The following is a 25,211-nucleotide window of genomic DNA, read 5'->3' as shown; positions in this document are numbered from 1 at the left end:
TCCACATCTGACGAGGAGGTGCCATGCTGGAACTCATCGAACGCTTCAACTTCCTGGGAGCGGTCTGGCTGACCCTGCAGCTCACCCTGTGGGGCGCGTTGCTGGCGTTCGTGCTCGGCACCATCGTCGCCGTCATGCGGCTGACGCCCGTACGGGCGTTGAACTTCGCCGGCTCGGTGTACGTCAACGTGTTCCGCAACACCCCGCTGACGCTGATCGTGATCGCGGCGAACCTCATCCTGTGGAACCAGTTGGGCCTGCAGCTCGCCTCGCGCGAATCAGCCACCTACATCATCGACACCAACATCCGGCTGGCCATCATCGCGCTGGCGGTCTACCACGCGGCGTTCGTGTGTGAGGCACTTCGCTCCGGCGTCAACACCATCCCCGTCGGGCAGGCAGAGGCGGCGCGTTCCATCGGCCTCACCCTCAGTCAGAACCTGCGCCACATCATCCTCCCCCAGGCGCTGCGCGGCGCCATCACCCCGCTGGGCAACGTCCTCATCGCGCTCACCAAGAACACGACGGTGGTGACGGCCATCGGTGTGGCCCAGGTGTCGCACTCCATGGCGCGCATGATCGAGTTCCGCTCCGACGTGATCATCCTCATCTTCGGCCTGGTGGCCCTCACCTTCGTGGTGCTCACGCTGCCGATGGGGCTGCTGACAGGTTGGCTTTCGAAGAAGCTGGCGGTTCGCCGGTGAACAGCGCAGCCGCCCTCTTCGACCCGCCCGGCCCCAGCACCCGCCGTCGGCACTTGATCTACGCCTCCATCGGCGTGCTCATCATCTTCGGCGCCGGCGCCTGGATAGTGCTGACCCTGTGGAACGCCGGCCAGATCACGCCAGACCGCTGGCTCCCCGTGTTCACCGTCGAGGCGTGGCAGCAGTACTTCCTGCCCGGCATCCAGCAGACCGTGCTCGCCGCCGCCCTCAGCATGGTGTTGGCGTTCATCTTCGGGCTGATGTTCGCGATGGGTCGCATGTCGGACCTCAAGGTGCTGCGGTGGCTCTCGTCGGTCATCGTCGAGTTCTTCCGCGCCGTGCCCGTGCTGATCATGATGCTGTTCGTCTTCTACCTGCTGACCTACAACACGGACCTGGCGGGCCCCTCGCTCAGCTTCACCGCAGTGGTGGTGGGCCTCACCTGCTACAACGGCGCGGTGATCGCCGAGGTGGTGCGCAATGGCGTCGGCTCCCTCCCCTCGGGCCAGCGTGAGGCGGGCCTGTCCATCGGGCTGACATCCAGCCAGACCCGCCGCATGATCCTGGTGCCGCAGGCCCTGACGGCGATGATGCCCACGCTCCTCAGCCAGCTCGTCGTCGTCCTCAAGGACACCGCGCTGGGCTACATCATCCTGTACCCCGAGCTGCTGAACCGGGTGCGCCAGATGGGCAACCGGTTCGGGAACCTGACGGTGACGTTCGTGGTGGGCGCGGTGCTGTTCATCCTGCTCAACCTGCTGGTGACCAGCCTGGCCCAGTTGGTGGAGAAGCGGCTCAAGCAGCGCGGCAAGACGGCCGGGGGCATCACCGCGGCGCAGCCGGCGGCCACGGAACTGAGTACGCAAGAAGGGACTTGAACCCTCACGCCCGAAGGCACAGGAACCTAAATCCTGCGTGTCTACCAATTCCACCACTTGCGCAAGCGAGCTAGATTCTAGCCGCTACGCGTAGGGATCGGCCACGGGCCGTCCCAGCGCGAAACGCGCGGCCACCTCATAGCCGAAGCCGTACCCGGTGCTCCGGGATTCGATGAGCACCAGCTCGTCGGCCGTCCAGGACCACCCGGGGAACGAGTCCAGCACGGTCAACCAGCGGGTGGCCTGTACCCCGCGACTGTTGCGGGCCAACGTCAGATGCCCGACGAATCTGCTGCCGTCGACGTCGATCCCCGCCCTGGAGGCGGCTGTGCGGCAGTGCGCGGAGAGCGACGCCAGCGGCTCGTGGCCCACGGGCACCCCGAGGCCGATGATGCGGGCCCTGACCGGGTTCGGGAACGCGATGCCCCCGGCGATGCGCACCTCGAACGGTTGTGTCCCCGCCGCGACCTCCGCCAGATGGTCCTCCAGGTATTCATCGCGCCCGACGCCCACGTGACCCATGAACGACGTCGTCAGGTGCCACCCCTCGGGGCGGGTCCAGCGCAGGTCACGGTCAGCCTCGCGACGCGGGGCGACGTAGCTGTCCAGCTCCTGGATCACCTCTGGCGGCGGCAGCACGGCCGTGAACATCCGCTTCGACATACCCCAACGCTACTTGGCCTCCCCTGAACCTGTCTGCGGTAGCGTCGAACGACGACGACGAGGAGGACTCCGGTGGGCCGAATACGAGCGTTCCTGACCAGCATCCCGCAGCGCTTCTGGTTCGTGCCTGCCCTCTTCATCGCCGCCGCAATACTGGTGGCGCAGACCCTCGTCGCCGCAGATCGCGCCTCGCTCGAGCTTCCCGGCTTCATCCGGAGCTTCCTCTTCGACACCGGCGTCGACGGCGCCCGCGCCCTCCTCGCGTCAGTGGCGGCGTTCCTGGGCGTGGCCGGCACCGCGTTCTCCATCACGATTTCGGTGATCAGCACCGCGTCCACCACCTACGGGCCGCGCCTGGTGCGCAACTTCATGCGCAACCGCGACAACCAGGTGGTGTTGGGAGTGCTCACCGCCACCTTCGTCTACACGCTGCTGGTGCTGCGCACCATCCGTTCGGACAGCGACGACGGCGCGGTCTTCGTGCCCCATCTCGCCGTCAACGCGGTGATCCTGCTGGGCATCATCGACGTCTTCCTGTTCGTCTGGTTCATCCACCACATCGCGAGCTCCGTGCAGGTCGAAACCATTTCTGAAGGCGCCCGCCTCGACTTCCAGCGGGCGGTGGGGCACAACTGGCTCGACCCGGAAGCACCGGAGTACGACACCATCGACGCCCCCACTGAGGGCGGCTCGGTCCTCGGCTCCCCCGTCGGCGGCTACCTCACCCATATCGACGGGCGCGCGCTCGCGGACGCCGCCACGGAGGCCGGGGTGTCGGTCCGGCTGCTGAAGCGGGCCGGCGACCAGGTGATCGAGGGCGAGCCCATCGCCCAGGTGTGGCCGGCAGATCGCGCTGAGCGAATTGAGCCACACCTGACGGACCACCTCCACGCCGGGCCCAGCCGCTCCACGGAGCAGGACGTGCGCTTCGCGGAGCAGCAGATCGTCGAGCTGGCCGTCCGCGGCCTGTCGTCGGGCAACAACGACCCCTACACCGCCGTCAACGCCATCCAGCAGGTGGCCTCCGGAGTGACAACCGCCGTCAGCCGCGCCGAGAGCGCCAACGTGCTGGTCGACGAGGAAGGCGTGCCCCGCGTCTACCTGCGCCCCGTGACGACGATCGGGGAGATCGTCGACACGCCCTTCGACCACATCCGCCCCTACGCGCTCGGTGCCCGCATCGTGTTGGAAGCGCTGGTGGACCTGGCTGCCCGGATCCGGGTGGCCGCCGTCGATCCCGAGGTCGCCAGCCGGGCTGACCGGCACGTCGACACCATCCTGAGCGAGGCGGAGTTGGGCGCCCGTGACACCGCCGTGCTGCGGAGCTACGTGGAGACCAGCCGGGCGGAGAGCACGCTCACGCCGCCGACCCAGCTTTGACCCGGGCCACCTGAAGGAATCATGGCGCCTGAACCCCAGGCCGTCGTAGCGTTGGAAGCCCCATCCGGAAGGAACCGTCCATGCTTCGAATGAGCCCGTACATCGCGTTCAACGGCCAGGCCACAGCCGCGCTGGAGTTCTACCAGTCTGTCTTCGGCGGCGAACTGACGACCACCCCGTTTGCGGACTACAGCGCCGCCCCTGAACTTGAGCACAAGATCATGCACGGCCAGCTCGACACCGAGGGGTTCACCCTGATGGCCGCAGACACCCCGACGAACGATGCTCCCGAGGAGAAGGGCAACACCACCATCGTGATCTGGGGCGAGGACGCCGAGACCGGTCGCCGGTGGTTCGACGCGCTGACCGAGGGCGGCACCGTGGGCACGCCGTTCGAGCAGCAGATGTGGGGCGACCACTACGGCGACCTCACGGACCAGTTCGGCGTCGAGTGGGGCATCAACATCGCCGCCGGCTAGGCAGCTGCCGTCCCCTCAATCAGCGTCCTCGTCCGGCAACGGGAAGGCGAGCGGCTCCGGGTCTGCCGGGTGCAGTGCCGGATCGTCGACGGCGAACGTGGCGATGCGGCCGCGCCCGCTGTGTCGCGACTCGAACCGCACCGTCACCCGCCCCAGGCCGGATCCCCAGACCCAGCCGCGGCCGTGCTCGTCGTGCTCGACGTCGGCGCCCGGGTAGAAGCCGCCCTGCCCGCGCACCCCGCTGAGGGGGATCGCCTCTGGGTCCTCACTGGCCGCTGGCTGTTCGGTGACGTCGACGGGGCCACTGGCGCCAGCCGCAGACCCGGGTCCGAGGTCGAAGAGCTTCTCCTGCGCGGCGGTCACGAAGTTGGACACACCGATGCCCAACAGGCGCACGCCCGCGCGGATGTCGACATCGCTGAGCAGACTGATGCCTTCGGCGGCGATCTCCGCGCCGTCGGCCGTGGCGCCCCCGAGGCTGCGGCCGATGGTGCGGGTGGTGAAGTCGGCGAACCGCACCTTCAGGGTCACGGTCCGCGCGAAGAACCCGGCCCGGGTGAGCCGTCGGGCCACGTCCGCCGAGTCGCGGCGCAGGATCTGTTCCAGTTGGCCGCGGTCGGTCAGGTCGACGGCGAACGTGTCCTCGGTGGAGATCGACTTCGGGTCGCGTTGCGGTTGCACCCGCCTCGGGTCGCGGCCCCAGGCGAGTTCCGCGAGGCTCTCCCCCGCCGACTGGCCGAGTTCCCTGACCAGTTCTTTCCGGTCTGCGCCGCGCAGGTCCTCGATGGTGTGCAGGCCGATGCCGACGAGCCGCTGCTCCGTCGCCGGGCCCACCCCAGGGATGGCCCGCACCGCCAGCGGCGCCAGGAAATCCAGTTCCTCCTCGGGCCGCAGGATCCGGTGGCCGTTCGGCTTGGCGGCCTCGCTGGCCAGCTTCGCCAGGAACTTCGCGGAACCCACCCCCACCGAGGCGGTCAGCCCTTCCGTCCGCCGCTCCAGCTCGGCGCGCAGCCACTCGACGCGCTCCCCCAGTTCGTCGTCGGGCCAGCTGCTGGGTTCGAGATCGACGAAGGCCTCGTCCAGGCTCAACGGCTCCACCAGGGGCGACACCTCGCGCAACAGCCCCATCACCACCCGCGACGATGCCCGGTAGGCCTGGAACCGGCCGCCGAGGAAGGCCGCGTGCGAGGCCCGCCGTCGCGCCTCGGTGCCGGACATCGCGGAGCGAACACCGAACTTCCTGGCCTCGTAGCTCGCCGTCGCCACCACGCCTCGCGGCCCCGAGCCTCCCACGACCACCGGCTTCCCCCGCAGGGACGGCTTGTCACGCTGCTCGACGGCCGCGAAGAACGCGTCGAGGTCAAGGTGGAGGATACGGCGCATGGAGATCCTCGGGGGTCTCTGACCAGCCGGTGCCGGCTGGCTCAGGAACCGGCGGACGGGGTTGGGCGGTACTGAGCGAAGTCGTAGCCCTGGTGCACCTCGCGGCTGACCTCGGTCCACTCGTTGCTGGAGATCAGCGGGAACGTGGCCACGCCCTCAGGCTCCTGGTGCACGTGCGTGATGTCGAGTTCCGTCAGGTACGGCCACGCCCCCGCATAGATCTCGCTGCCCCCGCCGACGTAACAGATGCGCTCCGGCGTCTCCGCGGCCAGATCAAGCGCCTCGGTGATGGAATGCGCCACCTCGACGCCGTCGTCGCTCCACTCTGGATCCCGCGTCACGACGATGATCCGGCGGTCCGGCAACGTCCGGCCGATCTGCTCGTGCGTCCTGCGCCCGAAGATGAGCGTGTTGCCGCTGGTGACGGCCTTGAAGCGGCGGAAGTCCGGCGGGATGTGCCACAGCATGTCGTCACCGGAACCGATGACCCCGTTGTCGGCCACTGCCGCGATAGCGACGATTCTCACCGGTTCTCCTCCAGAGCGATCAGGTTTCCGTCGATGTCGTACTGCGCGGTGCCCAGCGGGTGCGCGTCCTCAAGGGCGAGCACCGTCACCAGTGCCGTGGGACTCCCGCGATCCGTGAACACGAGCTCGACGCGGTCAGCATGGCCGTATCCGCCCAGGTCCATCGGCGCCTGTTCGATGCTCATCATCACCAGCGACTGCCAGGGCTCCAGCTCCACGGCGGGCGGCACCTCGCCCTCCCACCCCTCAGAGATGACCATGGGCCGGTCGATCCGCCGGCTGAAGGTCCGCAGTTCACCAGGCGCCCTCGGCGACATCGCAGTGCCCGTCACCCCGCCGATCTCGACGGTGAACTCACTGATCAGCGTCAGGCCACGCTTCTGCAGCGTGAAGAAGGTCTCCTCGAGAACGCCGTAGTCGATCGCGTAGGTCTCGACGTCCCCACCGCCCATGGAGGGCTGGGGCTCGACCTCCTCCATCATCGGTCCCCCCATCATGGGGGAACCCAACCGGGCGCCGAACACCCAGGACGCGATGCCACCGACGCCGACCACTGCAGCCGCGGCGAGCCCGCCGATCAGCAGCCCCCGTCGCCCCAGGCCGGCCGGCCGTCGGGTGCGGTTGCCTTCCCGGTAACGCGGCTGCGGCAGCCCGTCGAAGGCGCGCAACGCGTCTCCGTGGCTGCTCGAATGGAGCACCATGTCGCGGCGCGCCTCGAAGTCGGCGTCATCCAGGAGTCCGTCGGCGTAGTGCTGCGCCAACCGGTCGAGATAGGCGTCGCGCTCCGGGAAGTGGGGGCGCAGTTCACTCATGCGAGAAGGGTAGCTCAGCGGGGTCACACCGCGATGGGTGCCTTGATCGCCGGATGCGGGTCGTAGCCCTCCACCACGATGTCGTCCAGTTCGAACGCGTCGATCTCGCGCACATCCGGGTTGAGGCGCAGGGTCGGCAGCGGCCGGAACTCCCGCGCCAACTGCTCGGCGACCTGGTCGAAGTGGTTGGAGTAGATGTGGGCGTCGCCGAAGGTGTGGACGAACTCGCCCACCCGCAGGCCGGTGACCTGGGCCACCAGGTGCGTGAGCAGGGCGTACGAGGCGATGTTGAACGGCACGCCGAGGAATACGTCGGCCGAGCGCTGGTACAGCTGGCAGCTCAGAGCACCCGGGCTGCCGTCGGGCGACGGCGAGACGTAGAACTGGAACATCGTGTGGCACGGCGGCAGCGCCATGTCGTCGACGTCCGCCACGTTCCAGGCCGACACGATGTGGCGACGCGAATCCGGGTTGGTGCGCAGCGACTCGATGACCTTGGCGATCTGGTCGACGTGTCTCCCATCAGGGGTGGGCCAGGAGCGCCACTGGTAGCCGTAGACAGGCCCGAGGTTCCCGTCGGCGTCCGCCCACTCGTCCCAGATGGTGATGCCGTTGTCGTGCAGCCAGCCGATGTTGGTGTCGCCGCGCAGGAACCACAGCAGCTCGCCGAAGACGGAGCGGGTGTGCACCTTCTTGGTGGTCAGCAGGGGGAACCCGTCGCGCAGGTCGAAGCGCAACTGGTGGCCGAACACCGACCGGGTGCCCGTGCCGGTGCGATCGGACTTGTCCACGCCGGTGTCCATGATGTGCCGCAGCAGTTCGTGGTACTGGCGCATGTCAGCCGAGTTCCCTGAGGTAGTCCACGAACGCGCGGACGGCGATGCCGCGGTGCGAGATCGAGTCTTTCTCCTCCGCCGTCAGCTCACTCGACGTGACGGTCATCCCGGCGGGCACGAACAGCGGGTCGTAGCCGAAGCCGTTCTCCCCCGCGGGCTGGTCGTTGATCCGGCCCGGCATGCGGCCGTGCCACACGCGGCGCTCGCCGTCGGGCGCGACCATGGCCAGGGCGCAGACGAACCGGGCGGAGCGACGCTCGTCCGGCAGCCCGTCGAGCTGTGCCAGCAGCAGCGCGTTGTTGTCCTCGTCATCGCACGCGGGGCCGGCCCAGCGTGCGGAACGCACCCCGGGCATGCCGTTGAGTTCGTCGACTTCCAGGCCGGAGTCGTCTGCGACGGCGAGCAGCCCCGTCGCGCGCATGGCCGCCTCGGCCTTGAGGAAGGCGTTGCCCTCGAACGTGCGCTCCGTCTCCTCGGGTTCGGGGTAGCGCTCGAAGTCGCCCAGGCCGAACACCTCGATGTCGAGGCCGGCGCCCTCGAGGATGCGCCGCAGTTCCCTGAGCTTCTTCGGGTTGTTGGTGGCCAGCACCAGCTTGTCAGGGCGGGTCACGCCAGCGCCTCGCGCTGAATCCGGGTCAGTTCGGCGCAGCCGACGGTGCCGAGGTCGATGAGCTCCCCCAACTCCTCACGGCTGAACGGCACGCCCTCAGCGGTGCCCTGCACCTCGATGAACTTGCCGGAGCCCGTCATCACGATGTTCATGTCGGTCTCGGCGGCCACGTCCTCGTCGTAACAGAGGTCCAGCAGCGCGGTGCCCGCCTTGTCGAAGCCGACGGAGACCGCGGCAACGGAGTCGGTCAGGGGTTCTCCGGCCAGGGCGCCGAGGCCGCGCAGATGGGCGACGGCGTCCGCGAGGGCCACGTAGGCGCCGGTGATGGCAGCGGTGCGCGTGCCACCGTCGGCCTGGAGCACGTCGCAGTCGAGGACGATGGTGTTCTCGCCCAGCGCCTTGTAATCCACGACGGCGCGCAGCGAGCGGCCGATGAGGCGGGAGATCTCGTGGGTGCGGCCGCCCACCTTGCCGCGGATCGACTCGCGATCCGAGCGGGTGTGGGTGGCGCGGGGCAGCATGGCGTATTCGGCGGTCACCCAGCCGAGGCCCGAACCGGAGCGCCAGCGCGGCACCCCGACGGTGACGGATGCTGCCACCAGCACCCGGGTGCGGCCGAACTCGACGAGCACGGAACCTTCCGCGTGGTCCAGCCAGTTTCGGGTGATGCGCACCGGGCGCAGTTGATCAGTGGTGCGGCCGTCGATGCGGGTCACAGTCATGGGCTCCAACTTAGCTTCTCTGGTCAGCGGGGGCAGTCGCAGCGCTCGGGCACGGGGACGCCCTCGAGGGCTTCTTCGATGTGGGCTCCGCAGCCCTGCCAGGTGGGCTTTTCACACCTGGGGCAGGTGACTTTCATGCACATGGCGAATCTCTCTCAATCGTGGTCGATGACGACGGTGGTGGCGTCCGTGACGAAGCCACCCAATAATCTACGCCCGATTCCCTGGAAGTTATGGGCGTCTCCAGTGGTGAGGAAGATGCGCTCCGCCTCCCGGGGTTGGTGGTGCAGCAGGCCCGCCTGGGTGAGCTGCGAGTAGGTCGACTGGGCGCAGGCCTCCGCCGACGAGACCAGTGTCACGCCGGTGCCCAGCACGTAGCCGATGAGTCCCTGGAGCAGCGGGTAATGCGTGCAGCCGAGGATCAGGGTGTCGACCTGGGCCTTCTTGATGGCGGCCAGGTACTCCTCCGCGATGCCCAGCAACTCGTCGCCGCCGGTGATGCCTGCTTCCACGAACTCCACAAAACGCGGGCAGGCCTGCGGGGTCAGGGAGATGTGGGGCGCGATGGCGAAGGCGTCCTCGTAGGAGCGTGAGTTCACCGTCGACTGAGTGGCGACCACGCCAACCCTGCCGTTGCGGGTGGCGGCGACCGCGCGGCTCGCGGCGGGCAGGACGACCTCGGTGATCGGCACGTCGTACCGTTCCCGGGCGTCGCGCAGCACGGCGGAGGATGCGGAGTTGCAGGCGATGACGAGCGCCTTGACGCCGCGCTCCACGAGGTGGTCCAGCCCCTGGAGGGCGAACCTGCGCACCTCCGCGATGGCCCGGGGGCCGTACGGCGCGCGCGCGGTGTCGCCGAGGTAGACGAAGTCTTCGTTGGGCAACTGCTCGACCAGCGAGCGGAGGACGGTGAGACCACCGAATCCGGAGTCGAAGACGCCGATGGGTTGTTCGATGCTGGTCACGAGCGGTGATTCTAGCCCTCTGCCCCAATCCTCCAACTATGTGGGAATCAGAGGGGTTCGAAGCGGGCCTGGAAGAAGCGCAGGTACCGGGGTTCGTAGACCATCCTGAGCCCGCGCACGGATTCGCGGTGGTCGAAGCAGGCCTTGACGGATTCGGCCACCACATCCATGTGCGCCTGCGTGTAGACCCGCCGCGGGATGGTGAGGCGCGTCAGCTCCAGCTTGGGACAGTGGTTCTCACCGGTCACGGCGTCACGACCGGCCGACACGATGCCCCGTTCCATGGCACGGACCCCGGACTCGAGATACAGCTCCGCGGCCAGGGTCTGGGCGGGGAACTGGTCCTGCGTCAGGTGTGGATAGAAGTCGCGCGCGTCGAGGAAGATGGCGTGGCCACCCACGGGTTTCACGAACGGGACGCCCCACTGCTCCAGGAGGGCGCCGAGGTACCGGACCTGGCCGACGCGGCTCTTCATGTAGTCGTCGTTGAGTGCCTCCCGGATCCCGATCGCCATGGCCTCCATGTCGCGCCCCGCCATCCCGCCGTACGTGTGCAGCCCCTCGTAGACCACCACCAGGTTGCGCGCCTCCTCGAAGAGTTCGCGGTTGTTGGTGCTCAGCCAGCCACCGATGTTGACCAGCGGGTCCTTCTTGCCGGACATCGTGGCGCCGTCGGTGTGCGAACAGAACTCCCGCAGGATCTCGGCGATCGGCTTGTCCGCGTAGCCCTCCTCGCGCTCCTGGATGAACAGGGCGTTCTCCATCGCGCGGGTGGCGTCCAGGTAGATCGGGATGCCGTGCTGCTGGGTGAGTTCGCGGACCGCACGCAGGTTCGCCATGGAAATGGGCTGCCCGCCGGCCATGTTCACCGTCGCCGCGACGCACACGTACGGGATCTTGTCGGCGCCCACCTCGTCGATCAACGAAGAGAGCTTCTCCAGGTCGACGTTGCCCTTGAACGGGTGCAGCGAGTGCGAGTCATGCGCCTCGTCGATGATGATGTCGTGGAACGTGGCGCCGGCGCGCTCCTGATGGAAGCGGGTGGTGGTGAAATACATGTTGCCGGGCACGTGGTCGCCCGGCTTGATGAGGCTCTGGGACAGCAGGTTCTCCGCGCCGCGCCCCTGGTGGGTGGGCACCAGGTACTCCCAGCCGTAGCATTCCCGCACGGTCTGTTCGAGGTGGTAGAAGTTCTCGCTGCCGGCGTAGGCCTCGTCCCCCAGCATGATCCCGGCCCATTGGCGGTCGCTCATCGCGTTGGTGCCGGAGTCTGTCAGCAGGTCGATGTACACGTCCCGCGAGCGCAGCAGGAAGGTGTTGAACCCGGCCTCGGCGAGCGCCTGCTTCCGCTCCTCGGCGGTGGTCATGCGCAGCGGCTCGACCATCTTGATCCGGTAGGGCTCAGCCCAGCTGCGTCGGTCCTGCTGCTGTCCCATCGTGTGCAGGGAGCTGGGTGGTTTCGCGTCTCCTGGCATCCACCGATCCTAGGCGTCCGGGCCTGTCAATGGTTCGTAATCGTCGGGGTCGTACACCGCCCCGGTGCGCAGGCAGCGCTCCCGCGAATCGATGAGGTCCTCCAGGATGTAGCCCAGCCATTCAACGAGGTCCACCAGGCCGGGATTCGCTGAGGCGACCGCCGGCGTCGGCCGAGCCAGTCGCTCGGTGCCGGCCAGCTCCGCCCACCAGAACAGCCGCAGCGCGCCCAGGGTCCGGGCCCAGTCGTCCACCGCGCCGAGCGTCACCGGGATGTAGTCGTGGTAGGCGTCCAGATTGTCGACGACCACTTGGGCCGCCCCGATCCGCGCCCTCGTCTGGGCGTGGATGGAGTCGCGCCAGAACTCGTCGGTCTGCTTCGCGTCGCCCAGCGCGGCCGGGAACAGCCGGGCGAGGCGGGGGTTGGCGAGCATGCGGTTGGTGGGGTCGTCGGACATGTCGGCGACGATCTGCTCGAACGGGTCGTCGCTCTCGGCGGGGAGGAGCTCCTCCAGGTGCTGGGTGTAGAACCGCACCATGGATGCCAGCCCCTTGTCGCGGCCGTCCGCGCCGTCGAATTCCCAGACGATGTCCTCAGGCTCCAGGGTCACGACTGCTCCATCGTGGCCCACAGGTTGTACCCCTGCATGGCCAGCACGTCGCGTTCCATGGCTTCGCGGTTGCCGGTGGAGACCACAGCCTTGCCTTCGTGGTGCACGCGCAGCATGAGTTCCTCCGCCTTCTCCAGCGGGTACTTGAAGTACTCCTGGAACACGTAGGTGACGTAGCTCATCAGGTTGACCGGGTCATCCCACACGATGGTGACCCACGGCGCGGCGCTCAACGGCGACTCCGTGGGTTGCTCGACGACCTCAACCCCTCCTGCTGGTGCTTGGCTCATGCCCCCTACTCTGCCACTACGCTGAAGCGCATGACCACAGCCCTGCTGACCGATCATTACGAGCTGACGATGGTGCAGGCGGCGATGAACGCCGGCACCGCGCAGCGGCGGAGTCTGTTCGACCTGTTCACCCGTCGCCTCCCCGAAGGTCGCCGCTACGGCGTCGTGGCCGGCCTGGGGCGCGCCATCGATGCCATCGAGAACTTCCGCTTCGGCGACGAAGAGCTCAGCTTCCTGTTGGGGAAGAACATCATCCACGACGAGTTGGCCGAGTACCTCGCCACCTACCGGTTCACCGGCGACATCTGGGGCTATCCCGAGGGAGAGGTGTACTTCCCGGGCTCCCCCGTCCTGTCGGTCGAGGGCACTTTCGCCGAGGCGGTGCTCCTGGAGACCGTCCTGCTCAGCATCTACAACCACGATTCCGCCATCGCCGCCGCCGCTTCACGGATGACCGCGATGGCCGGCAACCGGTCCTGCGCGGAAATGGGCGCCCGCCGAACGCAGGAATATTCAGCCGTCGCCGCCGCCCGGGCCGCATACGTGGCGGGCTTCGCATCCACGTCGAACCTCGAGGCGGGCCGCACCCACGGCATCCCGACGATCGGCACCGCCGCCCACTCGTTCACGCTGCTGCACGACACGGAAGAGGACGCGTTCCGCGCCCAACTGGCCACGCTGGGCGACAACACCACGCTGCTCGTCGACACCTACGACGTCGAGGCCGCCATCCGGCTGGGCGTCGAGCTGACGGGAGGCCGGCTCGGGTCCATCCGCCTGGATTCCGGCGATCTCGCCATCATGGCCCGCCAGGCGCGAGACCTCCTCGACGACCTCGGCGCCACCGCCACGAAGATCATGGTCACCTCAGACCTCGACGAATGGCAGATCGCGCAGTTGCAGGGCTCCCCCGTCGACGGTTACGGCGTCGGCACGTCGCTGGTGACCGGCTCCGGCCACCCCACGTGCGGCTTCGTCTACAAGCTGGTGGCCCGCGCTGAATCCGAGGCGACCGACGCCCCGTGGGTGCCGGTCGGTAAGAAGTCCAAGGGCAAGAACACTCTGGGCGGCCGCAAGTTCGCCATGCGCCGGCTGGGCTCCGACGGGCGGGCCGAATCCGAGGTGATCGGGCTGGGCACCCCGCCGGTCAACGACGGCAACGACCGCGAACTCCTGGTGCCCATCTACCAGGACGGAAAGCTGGTGCACCACGCCACGCTCGACGACGCCCGTCGCCGCCACCGCGAATCACTGGCTGAGTTGCCGCTGTCCGCCCTGCGGATCTCGAAGGGAGACCCGGCGCTGGAGACCGTCATCCTGGACGCCGCAGGCGATGTGACGACCAACCCGTACCAGGCCGCACCGATCGTCACGAACCTCTGACGCGGTCAGCGGGCGGCACCCACCGCCTCGTTGGAACTTCCGACGGCGTCGGTGGCGTCACCTCCGGCGTTGAGCACCTCGCCAACGCCGCCGGGCATGGACAGGCCCGGCACCCCCGTCACGGCGCTGACTCCGCCGAGCGCGGCGTTGCCCGCCAGGGTGGTGGGGATCTTGATGGGGGCGGCCAGCGCGGTGAGCAGTGCCTTGTCCACCAGCCCGGCGCCCTTCTTGGCCTTCTGGATGGCCAGGAACAGCTCGCGGATGGCCTTGAGGACGTCGGCGACCTTCTTCATCACGGCCTGAATCTTCGTCAGGGCACGTGCCAGCGCCTGGAGCACCTTGGCGGCCCGCTCGACCCCCTTCAGCACGGTGGCCAACGCCTGCGCACCCTTGGCCAGGTTCGCGGCGACCCAGGCGACTGCGGACGCGCCGGCGGTGAAGACGGCCAACGCCCCCGCCACCGCCAGGGATGACACCAGGAACTCGATGACCCCGCGGATGATGTCCAGGATCAGGTTGGCGCAGCTGACGCTGGTCTCCGCGGCCGAGCGCAGGATCTCCTGCGTCTGCGAGATCGCCGGCGCCAGCGACTCGAGATTCTGCCGCACCTGCCGCATCTTCGCGTCGAACGCCATCCGTGCCTGGCCATCCCACATCCCGATGCCGGCCCGCGCCGATTCCACCTCCGCCCCAAGCTGCTGTACCCGTTGGGCGATGGCGTCGTAGGTGGGCGCGTAGCCGGCGACCCTGTTGGGATCGCCCGTGATCCAGCGCAGCGCCTCAGAGGTCTTCTGGTAGGGCCATTCGAGCACCTGCTGCACGGGCCAGGGGCACTGCTGGTACCAGGAGTCCAGGGAGTTGTTGTACTCGGTCACTGCCCGGCCTCCCCGAAGAAGTTGTTGATGGCCTCCGTGGCGGCGGTGTCGATCGCCTCGTACGACTCCGCGGACAACTGGAGCCCATCCGACGTGGAGCCCAGCACGTCAGCCAGTTCCTGCAGGACGGTGGTGCACTCGGCGGTGTGCTCCTGGAAGGACTCGAAGATGCGCGTCTGCAACCATGGGACGCGTCCGAAGTCTGCCTGGGTCAGCTGCACCGAGCCCAGCGTCAACACCTGGTCACTGGCTGTGGCGTGCATCTCGCCGAAACGCTCTCCGGCGGCGCGTAGGTCCGGGTAACTCACAGCGAAATCTGTCACCGGCCTAACGTACGTCACGCCGGGTCCACCCCTGGTCATGCTTCAATTCCCTCATGTCTGATTTCCCACGCGATGCTCTCGACAGCCCCCAGTTGAGGGAACTGATGGCACTCGCCGAGGCCACCTACACCGGCCACAGCCAGGACGGCTCGGCCACGGCCGTCGTCGACGGCGGCCTGTCGGTGCTGTCCACCGACGCCGGGCCCGTGGAGCGGCCTGCCCAGGCCGGGACGGCCCTCGTGCAGGCCATCAACGACGCACTGGCCAACGCCGAGCGCGACATCGAGAACCGCGTCGAATCCGGCAGCCTGCTCTCTCCGCAACTCCGGGCGGTGTTCGAGACGGGGGTGCTGCCCGACGACGATGCGCCTCCGGTGGGAGACGTGCTGCGCACCTTCGAAGGAGCCGCTGACGACGGCGCGGTGGTCATTCAGGTCGACGCGAGGACGCGCCGTCTCACGGCCTGCTACGTACAGGACGTGCGGCCGGAGAACCTTGCCCAGGTGCCCGCGGCCGCGAATCGGGCGCTCGCCTCGTCGCAGGTGGGGCGCGACGACGCCCAGCCGCTCAGCGAAACCCTGGACAAGCTGCTCAGCCACTTCGACACGGACATGACTGCCCTGGAAGGACGCCTCACCGCCGTCGACGACCAGCTCAACGAGATCCTGCGCAGGCTCAACTAGCGCACCCCGTTACCGCGGGAGGCCGACAAGCTCACGCCACGCCGTGACGAGCCGCTGGGCGCGCCGCCAGAAGAACAGGCCTGCGACGAGCCGCACCATCGAGCCGTCCGACATCGTGAGCCGCAGCCGGCCGTGCTGCCCCGGCCGTGGGTCGTGCCGGATCTCCGCCACCGCATCGAGCGGCCAGGAGCCCTTGACGACCGGAGCGCCGTTCAGCGGCAGGTCGACGGCGAGCACCCGCGCGTCGGTCAACACCAGGTGGGCGTGTCCGTCGAAGGCCCGCGCCACGTCGGCGGCCAGGGATGCCTGCGAGCCGTTCAGCGTCAGGCCGGAGATGGCTGACTCGGCGGCCCGGTTCCACCTGGGCACGGTCAAACCGTCGATGATGTCGAACGTGACGACATTGTCCTCGGGGCCGGTCTGCTCGCTGCCCGCCATGTAGGCGACGTACGGCGCAGCCACGATGCGTTCCCCCGGCTCGAGGACCCGGGCGAACTCGTCCGCGTAGATCTTCACGGGATCAAACATGGGGCACCTTCCGTTCAACGACTGGCCCGAGTATGCCGCACCGCAGGGCGCAGGATGCGTGCTCACCCAGGGGTCAGCCCCAGCGCGACTCGGGCTGGCTGTCGACCCCGTTCATCACCGCGGCCAGGCGTCGAGGCAGCTCGGCCTGGAAGATCTCCGCCAGGTCCAGGCGATGCCCGGTGGCGTCGCCCAGCGGTACCCGCCAGTTCGGGTACTCGTTGATGGTGCCCGGCTGGTTCTGGGCCCGGCGCTCCCCCACCGCGTCGGCGAGGGCCGCGAGCAGCACCTTCGACGGCGTTCGCAGCAGGAATTTGTGCAGCGCGAGCATGACCTCGACGGGGTCGTCGCGGTGCGCGGGATCCAGCAGGCCGTCGACGATGAGCTTGGTCACCCAGTCAGCCTGCTCCTGCTGCGCCGCGGCGAGTTCGGTCTCGAGCGGCTCCGTGAGCAGCCCCAGGTCATGGCGGAGCCGGACGTGGTCGCCGGCGAGGTAGCCCAGCGTCGGCGGAAGGTCGTGGGTGGTGACCGAGGCCATGCAGTACTCGCGCCACCACTGGGCGTCGAGCGGTTCCCCCTGCAGCCCGGATTCGAACCACAACACCGAGGTGCCGAGGAGCCCACGGCGTGAGAGGTAGTCGCGCACCCAGGGCTCCACCGTGCCCAGGTCTTCCCCGACGACGAGTGCCTGGGCACGCTGCGCCTCCAACGCCAGGATGCCGATCATGGCCTCGTGGTTGTTGCGCACGTAGGTGCCTGCGGTGGGGCCCAGCCCCTGCGGCACCCACCACAGGCGGAACATGCCGATGATGTGGTCCACCCGCAGGCCACCGACGCGGCGCAACGCCGCCGCCACCATGGCACGGAACGGTTCGTAGGCCAGTTCCTCGAGCCGGTCAGGGCGCCAGGGCGGCTGGCCCCAGTCCTGCCCCGACTGGTTGTACTGGTCCGGCGGTGCCCCGACGCTCATGCCTTGGGCGAACACGTCAGGCATCATCCACGTCTCCGCGCTGTAGCGGTGCACGCCGACGGCGAGGTCTGTGACGATGCCCACCGGCATGCCCACCTCGTCGGCGACGGTCTGGGCGGCGGACACCTGCGTCTGCGCCACCCACTGCAGCCACTCGAAGAAGTCCACCTCCTCGGCGTTCGCCTCCGCGAAGGCAGCCACCGCGGGCGACGAGGGCGAGCGGTAGGCCTCCGGCCACTCCGCCCATAACTGACCGAACTCGATGCTCAGTGCGCTCCAGAGTGCGAAGAACCGCAGGCCGATGCCCTCGCGGCCGCGGAAGTCCTGGAACGCGATGTGCCTGGCCGGGCGCATGCCCGCCCCGTGGATGATCCGCAGGGCCTCGAGCTTCAACGGCCAGATGGCGTTGCGGTCCACGATGCCGGAGGTGTCGGCCGCCTCCTGCGCCTGCTCCAGCAACAGCTTGATCCGCTTGCGCTCGTCCTTGCCGAGGGTGGCGTACTCGGGGATGGATTCGGGGTGGATGTAGATGGGGTTGATGAACCGGCGGCTGGCGGGCAGGTACGGCGACGGCTCGATCGGGGGTGCCGGCTCAGCCGCGTGGAGCGGGTTGATCAGCACGTAGCCGGCGAACTGGCGCGTGCCGGACCAGGTGATGAGGTCTGCCAGGTCGCCCAGGTCGCCGATGCCCCAGGAACGCGAGGAGGTGACCGAGTACAGCTGGGTGCCGTAGCCCCAGATCCGGTTGCCGCGCATGCGCGTGGGGAAGCCGACGAAGCGCGGCGTGATGATCAGCGACGACCGGTGCGTGCCGGCGACGGTGTGCGCCACGATCTCGTGGTAACCGATGGGCAGGTCGTCGCCCAGCCAGAAGGTCGCCTCCCCGATGGGTGCACCGTCGACCCACCGGTCCGGTCTGGCGTTCTCCGACTGCCACGTGCTGCGGGTCTCGCCGGATTCCAGCCGCACCGAGATCTCGACGGAGGTCCCGGCGGGGACGTGCACGTCGACGTGGATGCCCTGGCCCTCTTCCGCCACGGTGCACGCGGGGAGGGTGCGGCGCCAGCGGTCGTCCTCCAGCCGGGTGAGCGCGTCATCGGCCGCCTGCGGGGTGGAGGCGTCGATCTCGAAGGCGCGGAGCACCTCGATGATGGTCTCGGCAGGAATGGCCTGGTGGCGGCCCTTCCAATCCCAGAATTCCTGGGCGATGCCGAACTTCTCCGCCAGCTGGGCAAGCCCTGAGTACACGTCGCTCACCGCAACGACCCTATCGGATCTTCAGGACGACGGTGCGCGCGATGAGGTCTGCGAGTGTCTGCTTGCGCGGGGTGAAGGCCGCGAAGAGCCCGTTGATGAGCCCGATGAAGGACAGCGCGTAGAGCACGGGCGACACGATGGAGCGCAGGACGATCGTGCCCCAGCCCATCTTGGCGTCCGGGTTGGCGGCGGGCACCGTGCGGGCACCGATGGCCATCTGTCCGAGCGTGGCGCTCTTCCAGGCGTACATGGCGATGCGGTACACCGCCCACACCGCCACTTGGATGAGGGACAAGATGAGGACCGCCTCATTGAAGTCCGCCGGGAGATCCGGCGGCGCTGTGGTCTGGCTCTCGGACCAGACCATCAGGTCGCGGAACCACTGCTCCATCGCGCCCGTGGCGCGGGCCGTGATGCCGGTGGCAGCACCCACCAGCCAGTTGGGGATCATGATGACGAGGCCGTCGAGGATGAAGCCCAGCACGCGCCACCAGAAACCGGCCGGACGCGGGAGCTGCTGCGCTCCGTAGCCGGCGCCGTAGCCCTGCACGCCGCCGTAGGGCTGCTGCCCGTACTGCGGTTGGTAGGGCTGCTGTCCGTACTGGGGCTGCTGCCCGTAGGGCTGCTGGCTGTACTGCTGCTGGGGCTGCTCTCGCTGCTGTGGGGGGCCGGCGTAGGACTGCGTCGCGCCGTAGCCGGACGCCCCGGCCGACCCACCGGGGGCTGCGCCCGGCGCTGCCTCGGGAGCCGCCTTGTCCCGGGTGGACTGCGACCATGCAACGCCGTCCCAGAACCTCTCACCCCCGGATCCGGCGGGATCCGGGTACCAACCGGCGGGGGGCTGCTGCGGGGTATTCGTCATGGTTCCAAGGATGCCAGAGATCAGCGGACTTCCCCGGCGGCTTGTTTTTAGGGGAGAATGCTTATCGCAATGGAGATGATCGGGCGCTACAGGATCACCGGACGTATCGGGTCCGGGTCTTTCGCCACCGTCTACCGCGGCCAGGACGACACGCTCGACGTGCCGGTGGCCGTCAAGGTGCTCGCCGATAACTGGGCCACCAACGACGATGTGCGCGCCCGTTTCCTGGCGGAGGCGCGCCTCCTGCGCCGGATCTCGGATGAACGCATCGTGCGGGTCTACGACATCGGCACCACGGACCGGGGGCAGCCCTACTTCGTGATGGACCTCGCCAACGGCGGGTCGCTGGAGCAGTTGCGCAAGCGCATGGTGGCTCCCGGCCTGGCGCTACGGCTCTGCGCCGAGGCCGCCCGCGCGCTCGAGGTGCTGCACCGCAACCAACTGGTGCACCGCGACATCACGCCCGGCAACATCCTGCTCACGAACTCGTCTGGCGGCGTGCGGGTGATGCTCGCAGATCTCGGCGTGGCGAAGTCGCTGCTGGACGAGTACCGCGACACCATGACGGCCGGCACCCCGGCCTACATGGCGCTGGAACAGGCCAACTCGTCGCAGCTGGACCAGCGCTCGGACATCTACTCGCTGGCCTGCGTCACCTACGCCCTGCTGACCGGACGTCCGCCGTTCCCGGTCAAGACGCTCGCGGAGTTGCTCAGCCGCAACCACACCATCGGCCCGGCCGCCATCGCGGACCAGATCGGCGCCCCGGAACTGCTGGACCAGCTGATGGCCTCGGCCCTCTCGCCGGATCCCAACCGGCGCCCCCAGACCGCCGCCCAGTTCGCGGAGGTCCTGGACCGCTTGGCGGACAAGCTCCCCGGCGGCGACTCGTACCAGCCGCGGCCCATCACCTCGACGACGGCGCTGATCGGGCAGATGCCCTCCGCGCCGCAGCCCATGGGCGCCCTGATCAGCGGCGGCAGGCAGAACGGTGGCAGTCTCCCTTCGCGCAGCGAGACCCCGGCCTCCATGCTGGACAACTACATCGGCCGCGGTCGCTACGCCCCGAAGAAGTCGGTCGAGACACACTCGCCGTGGTTCTACGTGTGGGTCACCAGTTCCGCCATGCTCCTGCTCGGCCTGACGATCTGGCTGACCATCTACGTGCTCACGCGCTGAGCACGCAACTCGTTCTCGATCCAACCGATGCGTCGGCTGAGCGCAACGGCCGCCACCGCGAGGAGGAGCACCGCACCGAGTGACACCGTGTAGCTGAGCTTCCTCGGCTCCACAAACAGCAGTGCGGTGTAGATGCCGCCGGCGACCGCGGTCACCACGGAGTTACCGACCGATTCGGCCAGTTGGAGCGACGACTGGTGCCGCCCCTGCTCGAACTGCGACGACAACCCCATCACCGCCACGGAGCTGCTGGGCATCGTGAGCCCCATGCCCAGCCCTGCGACGATCCACCCGGCCAGCGCGGCCGCCAGCGGCATCCCGGGGAACCAGGCGAAAGCCACCAGCGTCGCGATCCCGAACGCCGAGAGTGCCGCCCCCAGCGTGATGAAGGCGTCTCGGCTGAGGGGCACCCAGCGCTGCGCCTGCAACCACGACGCGAGGGTCCACCCGAGGCTGCCGACGGTGAGCGCGAGGCCCACCTGGAACGGCGTGTAGCCGCGCAGGTGCTGGAGCGTGACCAGCACGATGGTCTCGGCCGCGAAGAAGGCGCCCGCCTGGGTGGCGCGGGCCAGGACGATGCTCGGGATACCGGGCCCGAAGCCCAAAGCCTTGGGCGCGATGATGCGCTTGAGCCCCCAGGCCAACGCGGCCACACCCGCGGTGGCAGAGACCCAACGCCAGAGCCCCAGCGGCTGGCCGGCGAGCAGGATGAACGACGGCGCCAGCGTCACCGCGATGGTGGCGGCGACCGGGACGGGCGGCACGTCGCCGTCGCCGTGGAACTCCGCCTGGACGCGCCGCAGCCCGGGCAACGTGATGGCGAACGCGATGACCATCAGCGGCACCATCACGGCGAAGACCAGCCGCCAGTTGGTCAGCGTCAGCCAGGCGGCGATGGGCGGGCCGACGAAGGCCGGGAGCAGCCAGCAGAACGACACCAACGCCATGGCCTTGGGGCGGTCCTCTGGCCGGAACCCGTGCGCGACGATCACCATCAGCGTGAGGTTGAGCGCGCCGGCACCCAGGCCCTGGGCGACGCGGCCGGCGAGCAGCACCCACACCGACGGAGCGAGCCAGCCCATCACCAGCCCGATGCCGAACAGCGCGAAGCCCACATAGATGGGCAGCGACGGGCCGCGCCGATCCGTGACCCGGCCGGCCACGATGACGGCCAACAGCATGCCCGACACGAAGGTGGTGAAGGCCCAGGGGTACAGGACGGCGGCGCCCAGGTCCTCCATGACGGTGGGCAACGCCGTCGCAATGCCGATGGCCTGGAAGGCGACCGCGAAGACGCTCAGCATGATGCCCACGATGAGCGCCCACCGTCCCTGCGTCATGAAACCTCCTTGGCCGCGCCCCATTGTGCCGCACGTGTCTCTGCGCGGCCACGTAGAATCTGTCGCATGAGTGAACTGGCCCCCGGATCCCAGACGGTTGTTGACAAGCGCACGGAGCTGTTCGAGGACGGCGACCAAGACCGCTTCTCGCACTACGTGCCCAAGGACAAGCTGATGAAAGCCATGGTCACCGGCACGCCGGTCGTGGCGTTGTGCGGCAAGGTCTGGGTGCCCACCAAGAACCCCGACAAGTTCCCGGTGTGCCCTGAGTGCAAGGAGATCTGGCAGACGCTGAGGCCGGGCGAGTAACACCACCTGTTGGGCAAAGGAATCGCCGGCGAGCAGGTGCTCGCCGGCGACTCGTTTCGGTAGCGGGTTCGCTCAGTAGCGGTAGTACTCGGACTTGTACGGGCCGGCGACGTCGACACCCAGGTAGGCGGCCTGCGTGGCGGACAGTTCCGTCAGCTTCACGCCCAGCGCGCCCAGGTGGAGGCGCGCCACCTCCTCGTCCAGCTGCTTCGGGAGCACGTGGACGCCCACCGGGTAGTCGGCCGGCTTGGTGAACAGCTCGATCTGTGCGAGCACCTGGTTGGTGAACGAGTTGCTCATCACGAACGACGGGTGGCCGGTGGCGTTGCCCAGGTTCAGCAGTCGCCCCTCGGACAGGACGAGGACGGAGTGGCCGTCGTCGAAGCGCCACTCGTGGACCTGCGGCTTGATCTCGACCCGCTGCACATCCGTGCGGGCCTCGAGGCCGGCCATGTCGATCTCGTTGTCGAAGTGGCCGATGTTGCCGACGATGGCCTGGTGCTTCATGCGGGCCATCTGCTCGTGCGAGATGACGTTGAGGCAGCCGGTGGCGGTGACGAAGATGTCTGCGGTGTCCACCACGTCGTCGAGCGTGGTGACCTGGTAGCCGTCCATCGCGGCCTGCAGCGCGCAGATGGGGTCCACCTCCGTCACGACGACCCGGGCGCCCTGGCCGCGCAGCGACTCCGCACAGCCCTTGCCGACGTCGCCGTAGCCGCACACGACGGCGACCTTGCCGCCGATCAGCACGTCGGTGGCGCGGTTGATGCCGTCGATGAGCGAATGACGGCAGCCGTACCGGTTGTCGAACTTGGACTTGGTGACCGAGTCGTTGACGTTGATGGCCGGGAACAGCAGCGTGCCGTTCTTCGACATCTCGTAGAGGCGGTGCACGCCGGTGGTGGTCTCCTCGGTCACGCCCTGGATCGACGCGGCGAGGGCCTCCCAGTCCACCTGGCCGAACGCGTCGCGCAGGGTCTGCTTGACGACGCGGAACTCGTGGGAGTCGTCGTCGGCGTCAGCCGGGGCCTCGCCCACGCGCTGGGCTCCGACGCCCTGGTGGACGAGCAGCGTGGCGTCGCCTCCGTCGTCGAGGATCATGTTGGGGTGCCGGCCGTCCGGCCATTCGAGGATCTGGCGGGTGCACCACCAGTACTCCTCCAGCGTCTCGCCCTTCCACGCGAACACCGGGACACCCTGCGGGTTGTCCGGCGTGCCCTCGGGGCCGACGGCGATGGCCGCGGCCGCGTGGTCCTGAGTGGAGAAGATGTTGCACGAGGCCCAGCGCACGTCGGCGCCCAGCGCCACGAGGGTCTCGATCAGCACCGCTGTCTGGATGGTCATGTGCAGCGACCCGGCGATCCGGGCGCCCTTCAGCGGCTTGGAGTCACCGAACCGTTCGCGCATGGCCATGAGGCCGGGCATCTCATGCTCGGCGAGGGTGATCTCCTTGCGGCCGAAGTCGGCCAGGGACAGGTCAGCTACACGAAAATCCACGGGCCCAACTCTACATGGCGGCCACGTGGGCCAGCGCGAGGTCATATCCACCCACGCCGCAGCCGATGATGATGCCGGCCGCCTTGGCCGACAGCACGCTGTGTTCCCGGAAACCCTCGCGCGCGTGCACGTTGGAGATGTGCACCTCCACGTACGTGGTCAGCGCCGCAGCATCCGCGATGGCATACGAGTAGTGCGTCCAGGCCCCTGCGTTGAGGACGACGGGGAGGCCACCGTCGGCCGCCTCATGGAGCCACTCGATCATCTGGCCCTCGTGCTCCGTCTGCCGGACGTCGACCTCGAGGCCCATGCCTTCACCGGTCTCGACGAGGTGCTCGGCTAGGCCGGCGTAGGTCATGGCGCCGTAGATCTCCGGCTGACGGGTACCGAGCCGGCCGAGGTTGGGGCCGTTGAGGACGAGAACCTTGCGCATGCGCTGAGGATATCGGTCACTCGGTGGCGGTCAGGCCGATCTCCAGGTAAGCAGCGCCGTAGAGGCCCTTCTGCAGCAACGTGATGTAGCGCTCGACGTCCGTGGCGCCGAGGTCCGCGTCGCCGGACGAGACCCGGGCGACCCGCAGGCCGCGCGATTCGGCCACGTCCGCCAGGTCCATCGCCACGCCGGACACCCGGTCCGGCAGTTTGTCGTCGTCGAGCAGGACCAGCACCGGCTGGGTCTCGTAGTCGCCGTCGAAGGGGTCTGCGAACGGGTCACGGATGGGGGCGGAGGTCAGCAGGGTGCGGATCTCCGACGCATCTGCGGCGAGGGCGGGGCGACCACAGGCGCGGCGGACCGCTTCGGCTATGCGCCGCGACGCACGCGCGGCCAGCGTCGTGCCACCCCAGATCAGCGGCAGCCTGTCCGCGAGCGCGAGCGCGAGCTCCTTGCCGGGGTTCTCCGACAGGTCACTTGTGGGCGCGCACGCCTCGGCCACGAGGTCTGCCGCGTCAGCCACATGTTCGGGGTACACCAGCGGCCCGAGCCCGAGCGCGCCCAGCTGGGCCAGCACAGACACGGCGGCCGCGACGGGGTCGTTCTCCTCCAGCGGAATCAGCGTGGTGGAGTTGGAGCGCGTCACCTCCGTCAGTTCGCAATCCTCCGGGGCGGCGACGATCAGCGTGGCGCCACGACGGTTGGCCTCCGCGGCGCACTGCACCACCCACCCGGGGGTGTCCGTGGTCCCGAGGATGACCGCGAGGTCCAGAGGACCCACCCAGGCGGGCAGCCCGGGGCCCGGCCAGGCCATGAACGGCACCGGGCAGGCGGGCTCGAGCACGGCGCGCACCAGCCTGGACTCGGCACCCATCGCCAGCACACCCCGCGGGCGGTCTGCCCGCTCGAGGTGCCCGTGCGGCTCGGTCAGCGCGGCGCGCCGGATGCGGGCACCGGCCATGGCCAGGGCGCGAAGGCCCTCGTGCTGCTCGAGATCAGCAGCTTCGAGGCGCGAATCGTCGAACTGGGGGCCGTTCACTGGGTGCTACGGGCCTGGTCGATGAGCAGCACGGGGATCCCGTCGCGCACCGGGTACGCCAGCGCACAGGCGTTGTTGGTGCACACGAGTTCCTGCTGGTCGTAGTCGACGGCGAACTTGGCGTGGCACGCGGGGCACGCGGCGATCGCCATGAATTCGGGCGACAGCTCGAGAATTTCGGCCATGGTTCCTCCTCAGTGGTG

Annotated in this window: 30 protein-coding genes and 1 tRNA gene; 8 read left to right on the top strand and 23 right to left on the bottom strand. The window is 68.7% G+C overall.

From position 1 onward, the window contains the following. Positions 1-23: 23 nt before the first annotated feature. Together ACX1DX_RS00715 and ACX1DX_RS00710 are read left to right on the top strand one after the other, a co-directional pair. A complete protein-coding gene (locus tag ACX1DX_RS00715) occupies positions 24-704 on the top strand; it encodes an amino acid ABC transporter permease (protein WP_459397323.1) in 681 nt (226 codons plus the stop codon). Next, positions 701-1,582 (top strand): amino acid ABC transporter permease, encoded by an 882-nt coding sequence (locus ACX1DX_RS00710; protein ID WP_076060394.1) that lies wholly within the window; start codon positions 701-703, stop codon positions 1,580-1,582. Before ACX1DX_RS00715 ends, ACX1DX_RS00710 begins: the two co-directional genes overlap by 4 nt. On the opposite strand, the gene ACX1DX_RS00705 is transcribed toward ACX1DX_RS00710, so the two are convergent. Together ACX1DX_RS00705 and thpR are read right to left on the bottom strand one after the other, a co-directional pair. After that, positions 1,564-1,645: transfer RNA gene (locus ACX1DX_RS00705), tRNA-Leu, on the bottom strand. The genes ACX1DX_RS00710 and ACX1DX_RS00705 overlap by 19 nt on opposite strands. A gap of 21 nt (positions 1,646-1,666) precedes the next feature. Continuing rightward, complete coding sequence (gene thpR, locus ACX1DX_RS00700) at positions 1,667-2,245, bottom strand: RNA 2',3'-cyclic phosphodiesterase (RefSeq protein ID WP_182765877.1); 579 nt, start codon at positions 2,243-2,245, stop codon at positions 1,667-1,669. Between the two features lie 72 nt (positions 2,246-2,317). On the opposite strand from thpR, the gene ACX1DX_RS00695 reads away from it, so the two are divergent. Together ACX1DX_RS00695 and ACX1DX_RS00690 are read left to right on the top strand one after the other, a co-directional pair. Further along, a complete protein-coding gene (locus ACX1DX_RS00695; protein WP_459397322.1) occupies positions 2,318-3,625 on the top strand; it encodes a DUF2254 domain-containing protein in 1,308 nt (435 codons plus the stop codon). Between the two features lie 80 nt (positions 3,626-3,705). Continuing rightward, a complete protein-coding gene (locus ACX1DX_RS00690) occupies positions 3,706-4,104 on the top strand; it encodes a VOC family protein (RefSeq protein WP_459397321.1) in 399 nt (132 codons plus the stop codon). A gap of 15 nt (positions 4,105-4,119) precedes the next feature. Here the strand turns inward: ACX1DX_RS00690 and ACX1DX_RS00685 are convergent, their stop codons facing one another. From ACX1DX_RS00685 to clpS, 11 genes are read right to left on the bottom strand one after another with little or no spacing between them, the layout of a single operon-like run. Continuing rightward, entirely contained in the window at positions 4,120-5,487 is a 1,368-nt protein-coding gene (locus tag ACX1DX_RS00685) for a DNA polymerase IV (RefSeq protein ID WP_459397320.1), read from the bottom strand. Positions 5,488-5,528: 41 nt separating this feature from the next. Continuing rightward, positions 5,529-6,014: a dihydrofolate reductase gene (locus tag ACX1DX_RS00680; protein ID WP_182764458.1), complete on the bottom strand. Its 486-nt coding sequence runs from the start codon at positions 6,012-6,014 to the stop codon at positions 5,529-5,531. Further along, a complete protein-coding gene (locus ACX1DX_RS00675) occupies positions 6,011-6,826 on the bottom strand; it encodes a DUF1707 SHOCT-like domain-containing protein (RefSeq protein WP_459397319.1) in 816 nt (271 codons plus the stop codon). The genes ACX1DX_RS00680 and ACX1DX_RS00675 overlap by 4 nt, the downstream gene beginning before the upstream one ends. A gap of 23 nt (positions 6,827-6,849) precedes the next feature. Next, entirely contained in the window at positions 6,850-7,662 is an 813-nt protein-coding gene (locus ACX1DX_RS00670) for a thymidylate synthase (RefSeq protein ID WP_459397318.1), read from the bottom strand. A gap of 1 nt (position 7,663) precedes the next feature. Then, positions 7,664-8,272, bottom strand: a complete 609-nt coding sequence (rdgB, locus tag ACX1DX_RS00665; RefSeq protein WP_459397317.1) for an RdgB/HAM1 family non-canonical purine NTP pyrophosphatase — start codon at positions 8,270-8,272, stop codon at positions 7,664-7,666. Then, positions 8,269-8,994 (bottom strand): ribonuclease PH, encoded by a 726-nt coding sequence (rph, locus tag ACX1DX_RS00660; protein WP_076060371.1) that lies wholly within the window; start codon positions 8,992-8,994, stop codon positions 8,269-8,271. The genes rdgB and rph overlap by 4 nt, the downstream gene beginning before the upstream one ends. A gap of 23 nt (positions 8,995-9,017) precedes the next feature. After that, on the bottom strand, positions 9,018-9,131 hold the full coding sequence (locus tag ACX1DX_RS15090; protein ID WP_527252160.1) for a DUF8730 family Cys-rich protein: 114 nt from the start codon (positions 9,129-9,131) through the stop codon (positions 9,018-9,020). A gap of 18 nt (positions 9,132-9,149) precedes the next feature. After that, complete coding sequence (gene murI / locus ACX1DX_RS00655) at positions 9,150-9,959, bottom strand: glutamate racemase (RefSeq protein WP_459397316.1); 810 nt, start codon at positions 9,957-9,959, stop codon at positions 9,150-9,152. A 47-nt stretch (positions 9,960-10,006) separates the two neighbouring features. After that, positions 10,007-11,434 carry a tyrosine phenol-lyase gene (locus ACX1DX_RS00650; RefSeq protein WP_459397315.1) on the bottom strand — a complete coding sequence of 476 codons (1,428 nt, stop codon included), beginning with the start codon at positions 11,432-11,434 and terminating at the stop codon, positions 10,007-10,009. A gap of 9 nt (positions 11,435-11,443) precedes the next feature. Continuing rightward, positions 11,444-12,043 carry a DUF2017 family protein gene (locus tag ACX1DX_RS00645; RefSeq protein ID WP_459397314.1) on the bottom strand — a complete coding sequence of 200 codons (600 nt, stop codon included), beginning with the start codon at positions 12,041-12,043 and terminating at the stop codon, positions 11,444-11,446. Further along, entirely contained in the window at positions 12,040-12,333 is a 294-nt protein-coding gene (gene clpS, locus ACX1DX_RS00640; RefSeq protein WP_459397313.1) for an ATP-dependent Clp protease adapter ClpS, read from the bottom strand. Before clpS ends, ACX1DX_RS00645 begins: the two co-directional genes overlap by 4 nt. On the opposite strand from clpS, the gene ACX1DX_RS00635 reads away from it, so the two are divergent. Then, the gene (locus ACX1DX_RS00635; RefSeq protein ID WP_459397312.1) at positions 12,292-13,716 is read left to right on the top strand and encodes a nicotinate phosphoribosyltransferase; all 1,425 of its coding nucleotides are present in this window, start codon (positions 12,292-12,294) and stop codon (positions 13,714-13,716) included. The two genes, clpS and ACX1DX_RS00635, sit on opposite strands and share 42 nt — an antisense overlap. Before the next feature lie 5 nt (positions 13,717-13,721). Here ACX1DX_RS00635 and ACX1DX_RS00630 read toward each other — a convergent pair whose 3' ends face one another. Both ACX1DX_RS00630 and ACX1DX_RS00625 read right to left on the bottom strand, forming a co-directional pair. Next, positions 13,722-14,591: a WXG100 family type VII secretion target gene (locus tag ACX1DX_RS00630; protein WP_182764466.1), complete on the bottom strand. Its 870-nt coding sequence runs from the start codon at positions 14,589-14,591 to the stop codon at positions 13,722-13,724. Then, the gene (locus ACX1DX_RS00625; protein ID WP_459397311.1) at positions 14,588-14,914 is read right to left on the bottom strand and encodes a hypothetical protein; all 327 of its coding nucleotides are present in this window, start codon (positions 14,912-14,914) and stop codon (positions 14,588-14,590) included. Before ACX1DX_RS00625 ends, ACX1DX_RS00630 begins: the two co-directional genes overlap by 4 nt. A gap of 53 nt (positions 14,915-14,967) precedes the next feature. Here ACX1DX_RS00625 and ACX1DX_RS00620 point away from each other — a divergent pair, with 53 nt between their 5' ends. After that, on the top strand, positions 14,968-15,597 hold the full coding sequence (locus ACX1DX_RS00620) for a YbaB/EbfC family nucleoid-associated protein (protein ID WP_459397310.1): 630 nt from the start codon (positions 14,968-14,970) through the stop codon (positions 15,595-15,597). Between the two features lie 9 nt (positions 15,598-15,606). Here ACX1DX_RS00620 and ACX1DX_RS00615 read toward each other — a convergent pair whose 3' ends face one another. The 3 genes from ACX1DX_RS00615 to ACX1DX_RS00605 form a co-directional block, all read right to left on the bottom strand. Next, positions 15,607-16,125, bottom strand: coding sequence for a hypothetical protein (locus tag ACX1DX_RS00615; protein WP_459397309.1), 519 nt, complete (start codon positions 16,123-16,125; stop codon positions 15,607-15,609). Positions 16,126-16,198: 73 nt separating this feature from the next. Next, positions 16,199-18,349 (bottom strand): 4-alpha-glucanotransferase, encoded by a 2,151-nt coding sequence (gene malQ, locus ACX1DX_RS00610; RefSeq protein ID WP_459397308.1) that lies wholly within the window; start codon positions 18,347-18,349, stop codon positions 16,199-16,201. A 10-nt stretch (positions 18,350-18,359) separates the two neighbouring features. Continuing rightward, entirely contained in the window at positions 18,360-19,211 is an 852-nt protein-coding gene (locus tag ACX1DX_RS00605; protein ID WP_459397307.1) for an RDD family protein, read from the bottom strand. Between the two features lie 69 nt (positions 19,212-19,280). On the opposite strand from ACX1DX_RS00605, the gene ACX1DX_RS00600 reads away from it, so the two are divergent. Further along, complete coding sequence (locus ACX1DX_RS00600; RefSeq protein WP_459397306.1) at positions 19,281-20,390, top strand: serine/threonine-protein kinase; 1,110 nt, start codon at positions 19,281-19,283, stop codon at positions 20,388-20,390. Here ACX1DX_RS00600 and ACX1DX_RS00595 read toward each other — a convergent pair. After that, positions 20,372-21,730 (bottom strand): MFS transporter, encoded by a 1,359-nt coding sequence (locus ACX1DX_RS00595; RefSeq protein WP_459397305.1) that lies wholly within the window; start codon positions 21,728-21,730, stop codon positions 20,372-20,374. The genes ACX1DX_RS00600 and ACX1DX_RS00595 overlap by 19 nt on opposite strands. Before the next feature lie 66 nt (positions 21,731-21,796). Between ACX1DX_RS00595 and ACX1DX_RS00590 the strand changes: the two genes are divergently transcribed. Next, positions 21,797-22,039, top strand: a complete 243-nt coding sequence (locus ACX1DX_RS00590; protein ID WP_459397304.1) for a DUF3039 domain-containing protein — start codon at positions 21,797-21,799, stop codon at positions 22,037-22,039. 72 nt (positions 22,040-22,111) lie between these two features. Here the strand turns inward: ACX1DX_RS00590 and ahcY are convergent, their stop codons facing one another. From ahcY to ACX1DX_RS00570, 4 genes are read right to left on the bottom strand one after another with little or no spacing between them, the layout of a single operon-like run. Further along, a complete protein-coding gene (ahcY, locus tag ACX1DX_RS00585; RefSeq protein ID WP_459397303.1) occupies positions 22,112-23,581 on the bottom strand; it encodes an adenosylhomocysteinase in 1,470 nt (489 codons plus the stop codon). After that, complete coding sequence (locus ACX1DX_RS00580; RefSeq protein ID WP_182764476.1) at positions 23,547-23,969, bottom strand: type II 3-dehydroquinate dehydratase; 423 nt, start codon at positions 23,967-23,969, stop codon at positions 23,547-23,549. The genes ahcY and ACX1DX_RS00580 overlap by 35 nt, the downstream gene beginning before the upstream one ends. Positions 23,970-23,985: 16 nt before the next feature. Beyond that, the gene (locus ACX1DX_RS00575; protein ID WP_459397302.1) at positions 23,986-25,008 is read right to left on the bottom strand and encodes an SIS domain-containing protein; all 1,023 of its coding nucleotides are present in this window, start codon (positions 25,006-25,008) and stop codon (positions 23,986-23,988) included. Next, positions 25,005-25,193, bottom strand: coding sequence for a Trm112 family protein (locus ACX1DX_RS00570; RefSeq protein ID WP_459397301.1), 189 nt, complete (start codon positions 25,191-25,193; stop codon positions 25,005-25,007). Before ACX1DX_RS00570 ends, ACX1DX_RS00575 begins: the two co-directional genes overlap by 4 nt. Between the last annotated feature and the right edge of the window lie 18 nt (positions 25,194-25,211).

Source organism: Tessaracoccus zhenghani (assembly GCF_054552775.1).
The sequence above is the reverse complement of the archived record's forward strand: the minus strand, read 5'-3'. Positions and strand labels throughout refer to the sequence as shown.

Excerpts from the sequence above, each read along its gene's own strand:
- ACX1DX_RS00715 (WP_459397323.1), top strand. The coding sequence starts at position 24 with ATGCTGGAACTCATCGAACGCTTCAACTTCCTGGGAGCGGTCTGGCTG.
- thpR (WP_182765877.1), bottom strand. The coding sequence starts at position 2,245 with ATGTCGAAGCGGATGTTCACGGCCGTGCTGCCGCCGCCAGAGGTGATC.
- ACX1DX_RS00690 (WP_459397321.1), top strand. The coding sequence starts at position 3,706 with ATGCTTCGAATGAGCCCGTACATCGCGTTCAACGGCCAGGCCACAGCC.
- ACX1DX_RS00685 (WP_459397320.1), bottom strand. The coding sequence starts at position 5,487 with ATGCGCCGTATCCTCCACCTTGACCTCGACGCGTTCTTCGCGGCCGTC.
- ACX1DX_RS00675 (WP_459397319.1), bottom strand. The coding sequence starts at position 6,826 with ATGAGTGAACTGCGCCCCCACTTCCCGGAGCGCGACGCCTATCTCGAC.
- ACX1DX_RS00670 (WP_459397318.1), bottom strand. The coding sequence starts at position 7,662 with ATGCGCCAGTACCACGAACTGCTGCGGCACATCATGGACACCGGCGTG.
- rph (WP_076060371.1), bottom strand. The coding sequence starts at position 8,994 with ATGACTGTGACCCGCATCGACGGCCGCACCACTGATCAACTGCGCCCG.
- ACX1DX_RS15090 (WP_527252160.1), bottom strand. The coding sequence starts at position 9,131 with ATGAAAGTCACCTGCCCCAGGTGTGAAAAGCCCACCTGGCAGGGCTGC.
- ACX1DX_RS00650 (WP_459397315.1), bottom strand. The coding sequence starts at position 11,434 with ATGCCAGGAGACGCGAAACCACCCAGCTCCCTGCACACGATGGGACAG.
- clpS (WP_459397313.1), bottom strand. The coding sequence starts at position 12,333 with ATGAGCCAAGCACCAGCAGGAGGGGTTGAGGTCGTCGAGCAACCCACG.
- ACX1DX_RS00620 (WP_459397310.1), top strand. The coding sequence starts at position 14,968 with ATGTCTGATTTCCCACGCGATGCTCTCGACAGCCCCCAGTTGAGGGAA.
- ACX1DX_RS00615 (WP_459397309.1), bottom strand. The coding sequence starts at position 16,125 with ATGTTTGATCCCGTGAAGATCTACGCGGACGAGTTCGCCCGGGTCCTC.
- ACX1DX_RS00605 (WP_459397307.1), bottom strand. The coding sequence starts at position 19,211 with ATGACGAATACCCCGCAGCAGCCCCCCGCCGGTTGGTACCCGGATCCC.
- ACX1DX_RS00600 (WP_459397306.1), top strand. The coding sequence starts at position 19,281 with ATGGAGATGATCGGGCGCTACAGGATCACCGGACGTATCGGGTCCGGG.
- ACX1DX_RS00595 (WP_459397305.1), bottom strand. The coding sequence starts at position 21,730 with ATGACGCAGGGACGGTGGGCGCTCATCGTGGGCATCATGCTGAGCGTC.
- ACX1DX_RS00590 (WP_459397304.1), top strand. The coding sequence starts at position 21,797 with ATGAGTGAACTGGCCCCCGGATCCCAGACGGTTGTTGACAAGCGCACG.
- ahcY (WP_459397303.1), bottom strand. The coding sequence starts at position 23,581 with ATGACCTCGCGCTGGCCCACGTGGCCGCCATGTAGAGTTGGGCCCGTG.
- ACX1DX_RS00580 (WP_182764476.1), bottom strand. The coding sequence starts at position 23,969 with ATGCGCAAGGTTCTCGTCCTCAACGGCCCCAACCTCGGCCGGCTCGGT.
- ACX1DX_RS00570 (WP_459397301.1), bottom strand. The coding sequence starts at position 25,193 with ATGGCCGAAATTCTCGAGCTGTCGCCCGAATTCATGGCGATCGCCGCG.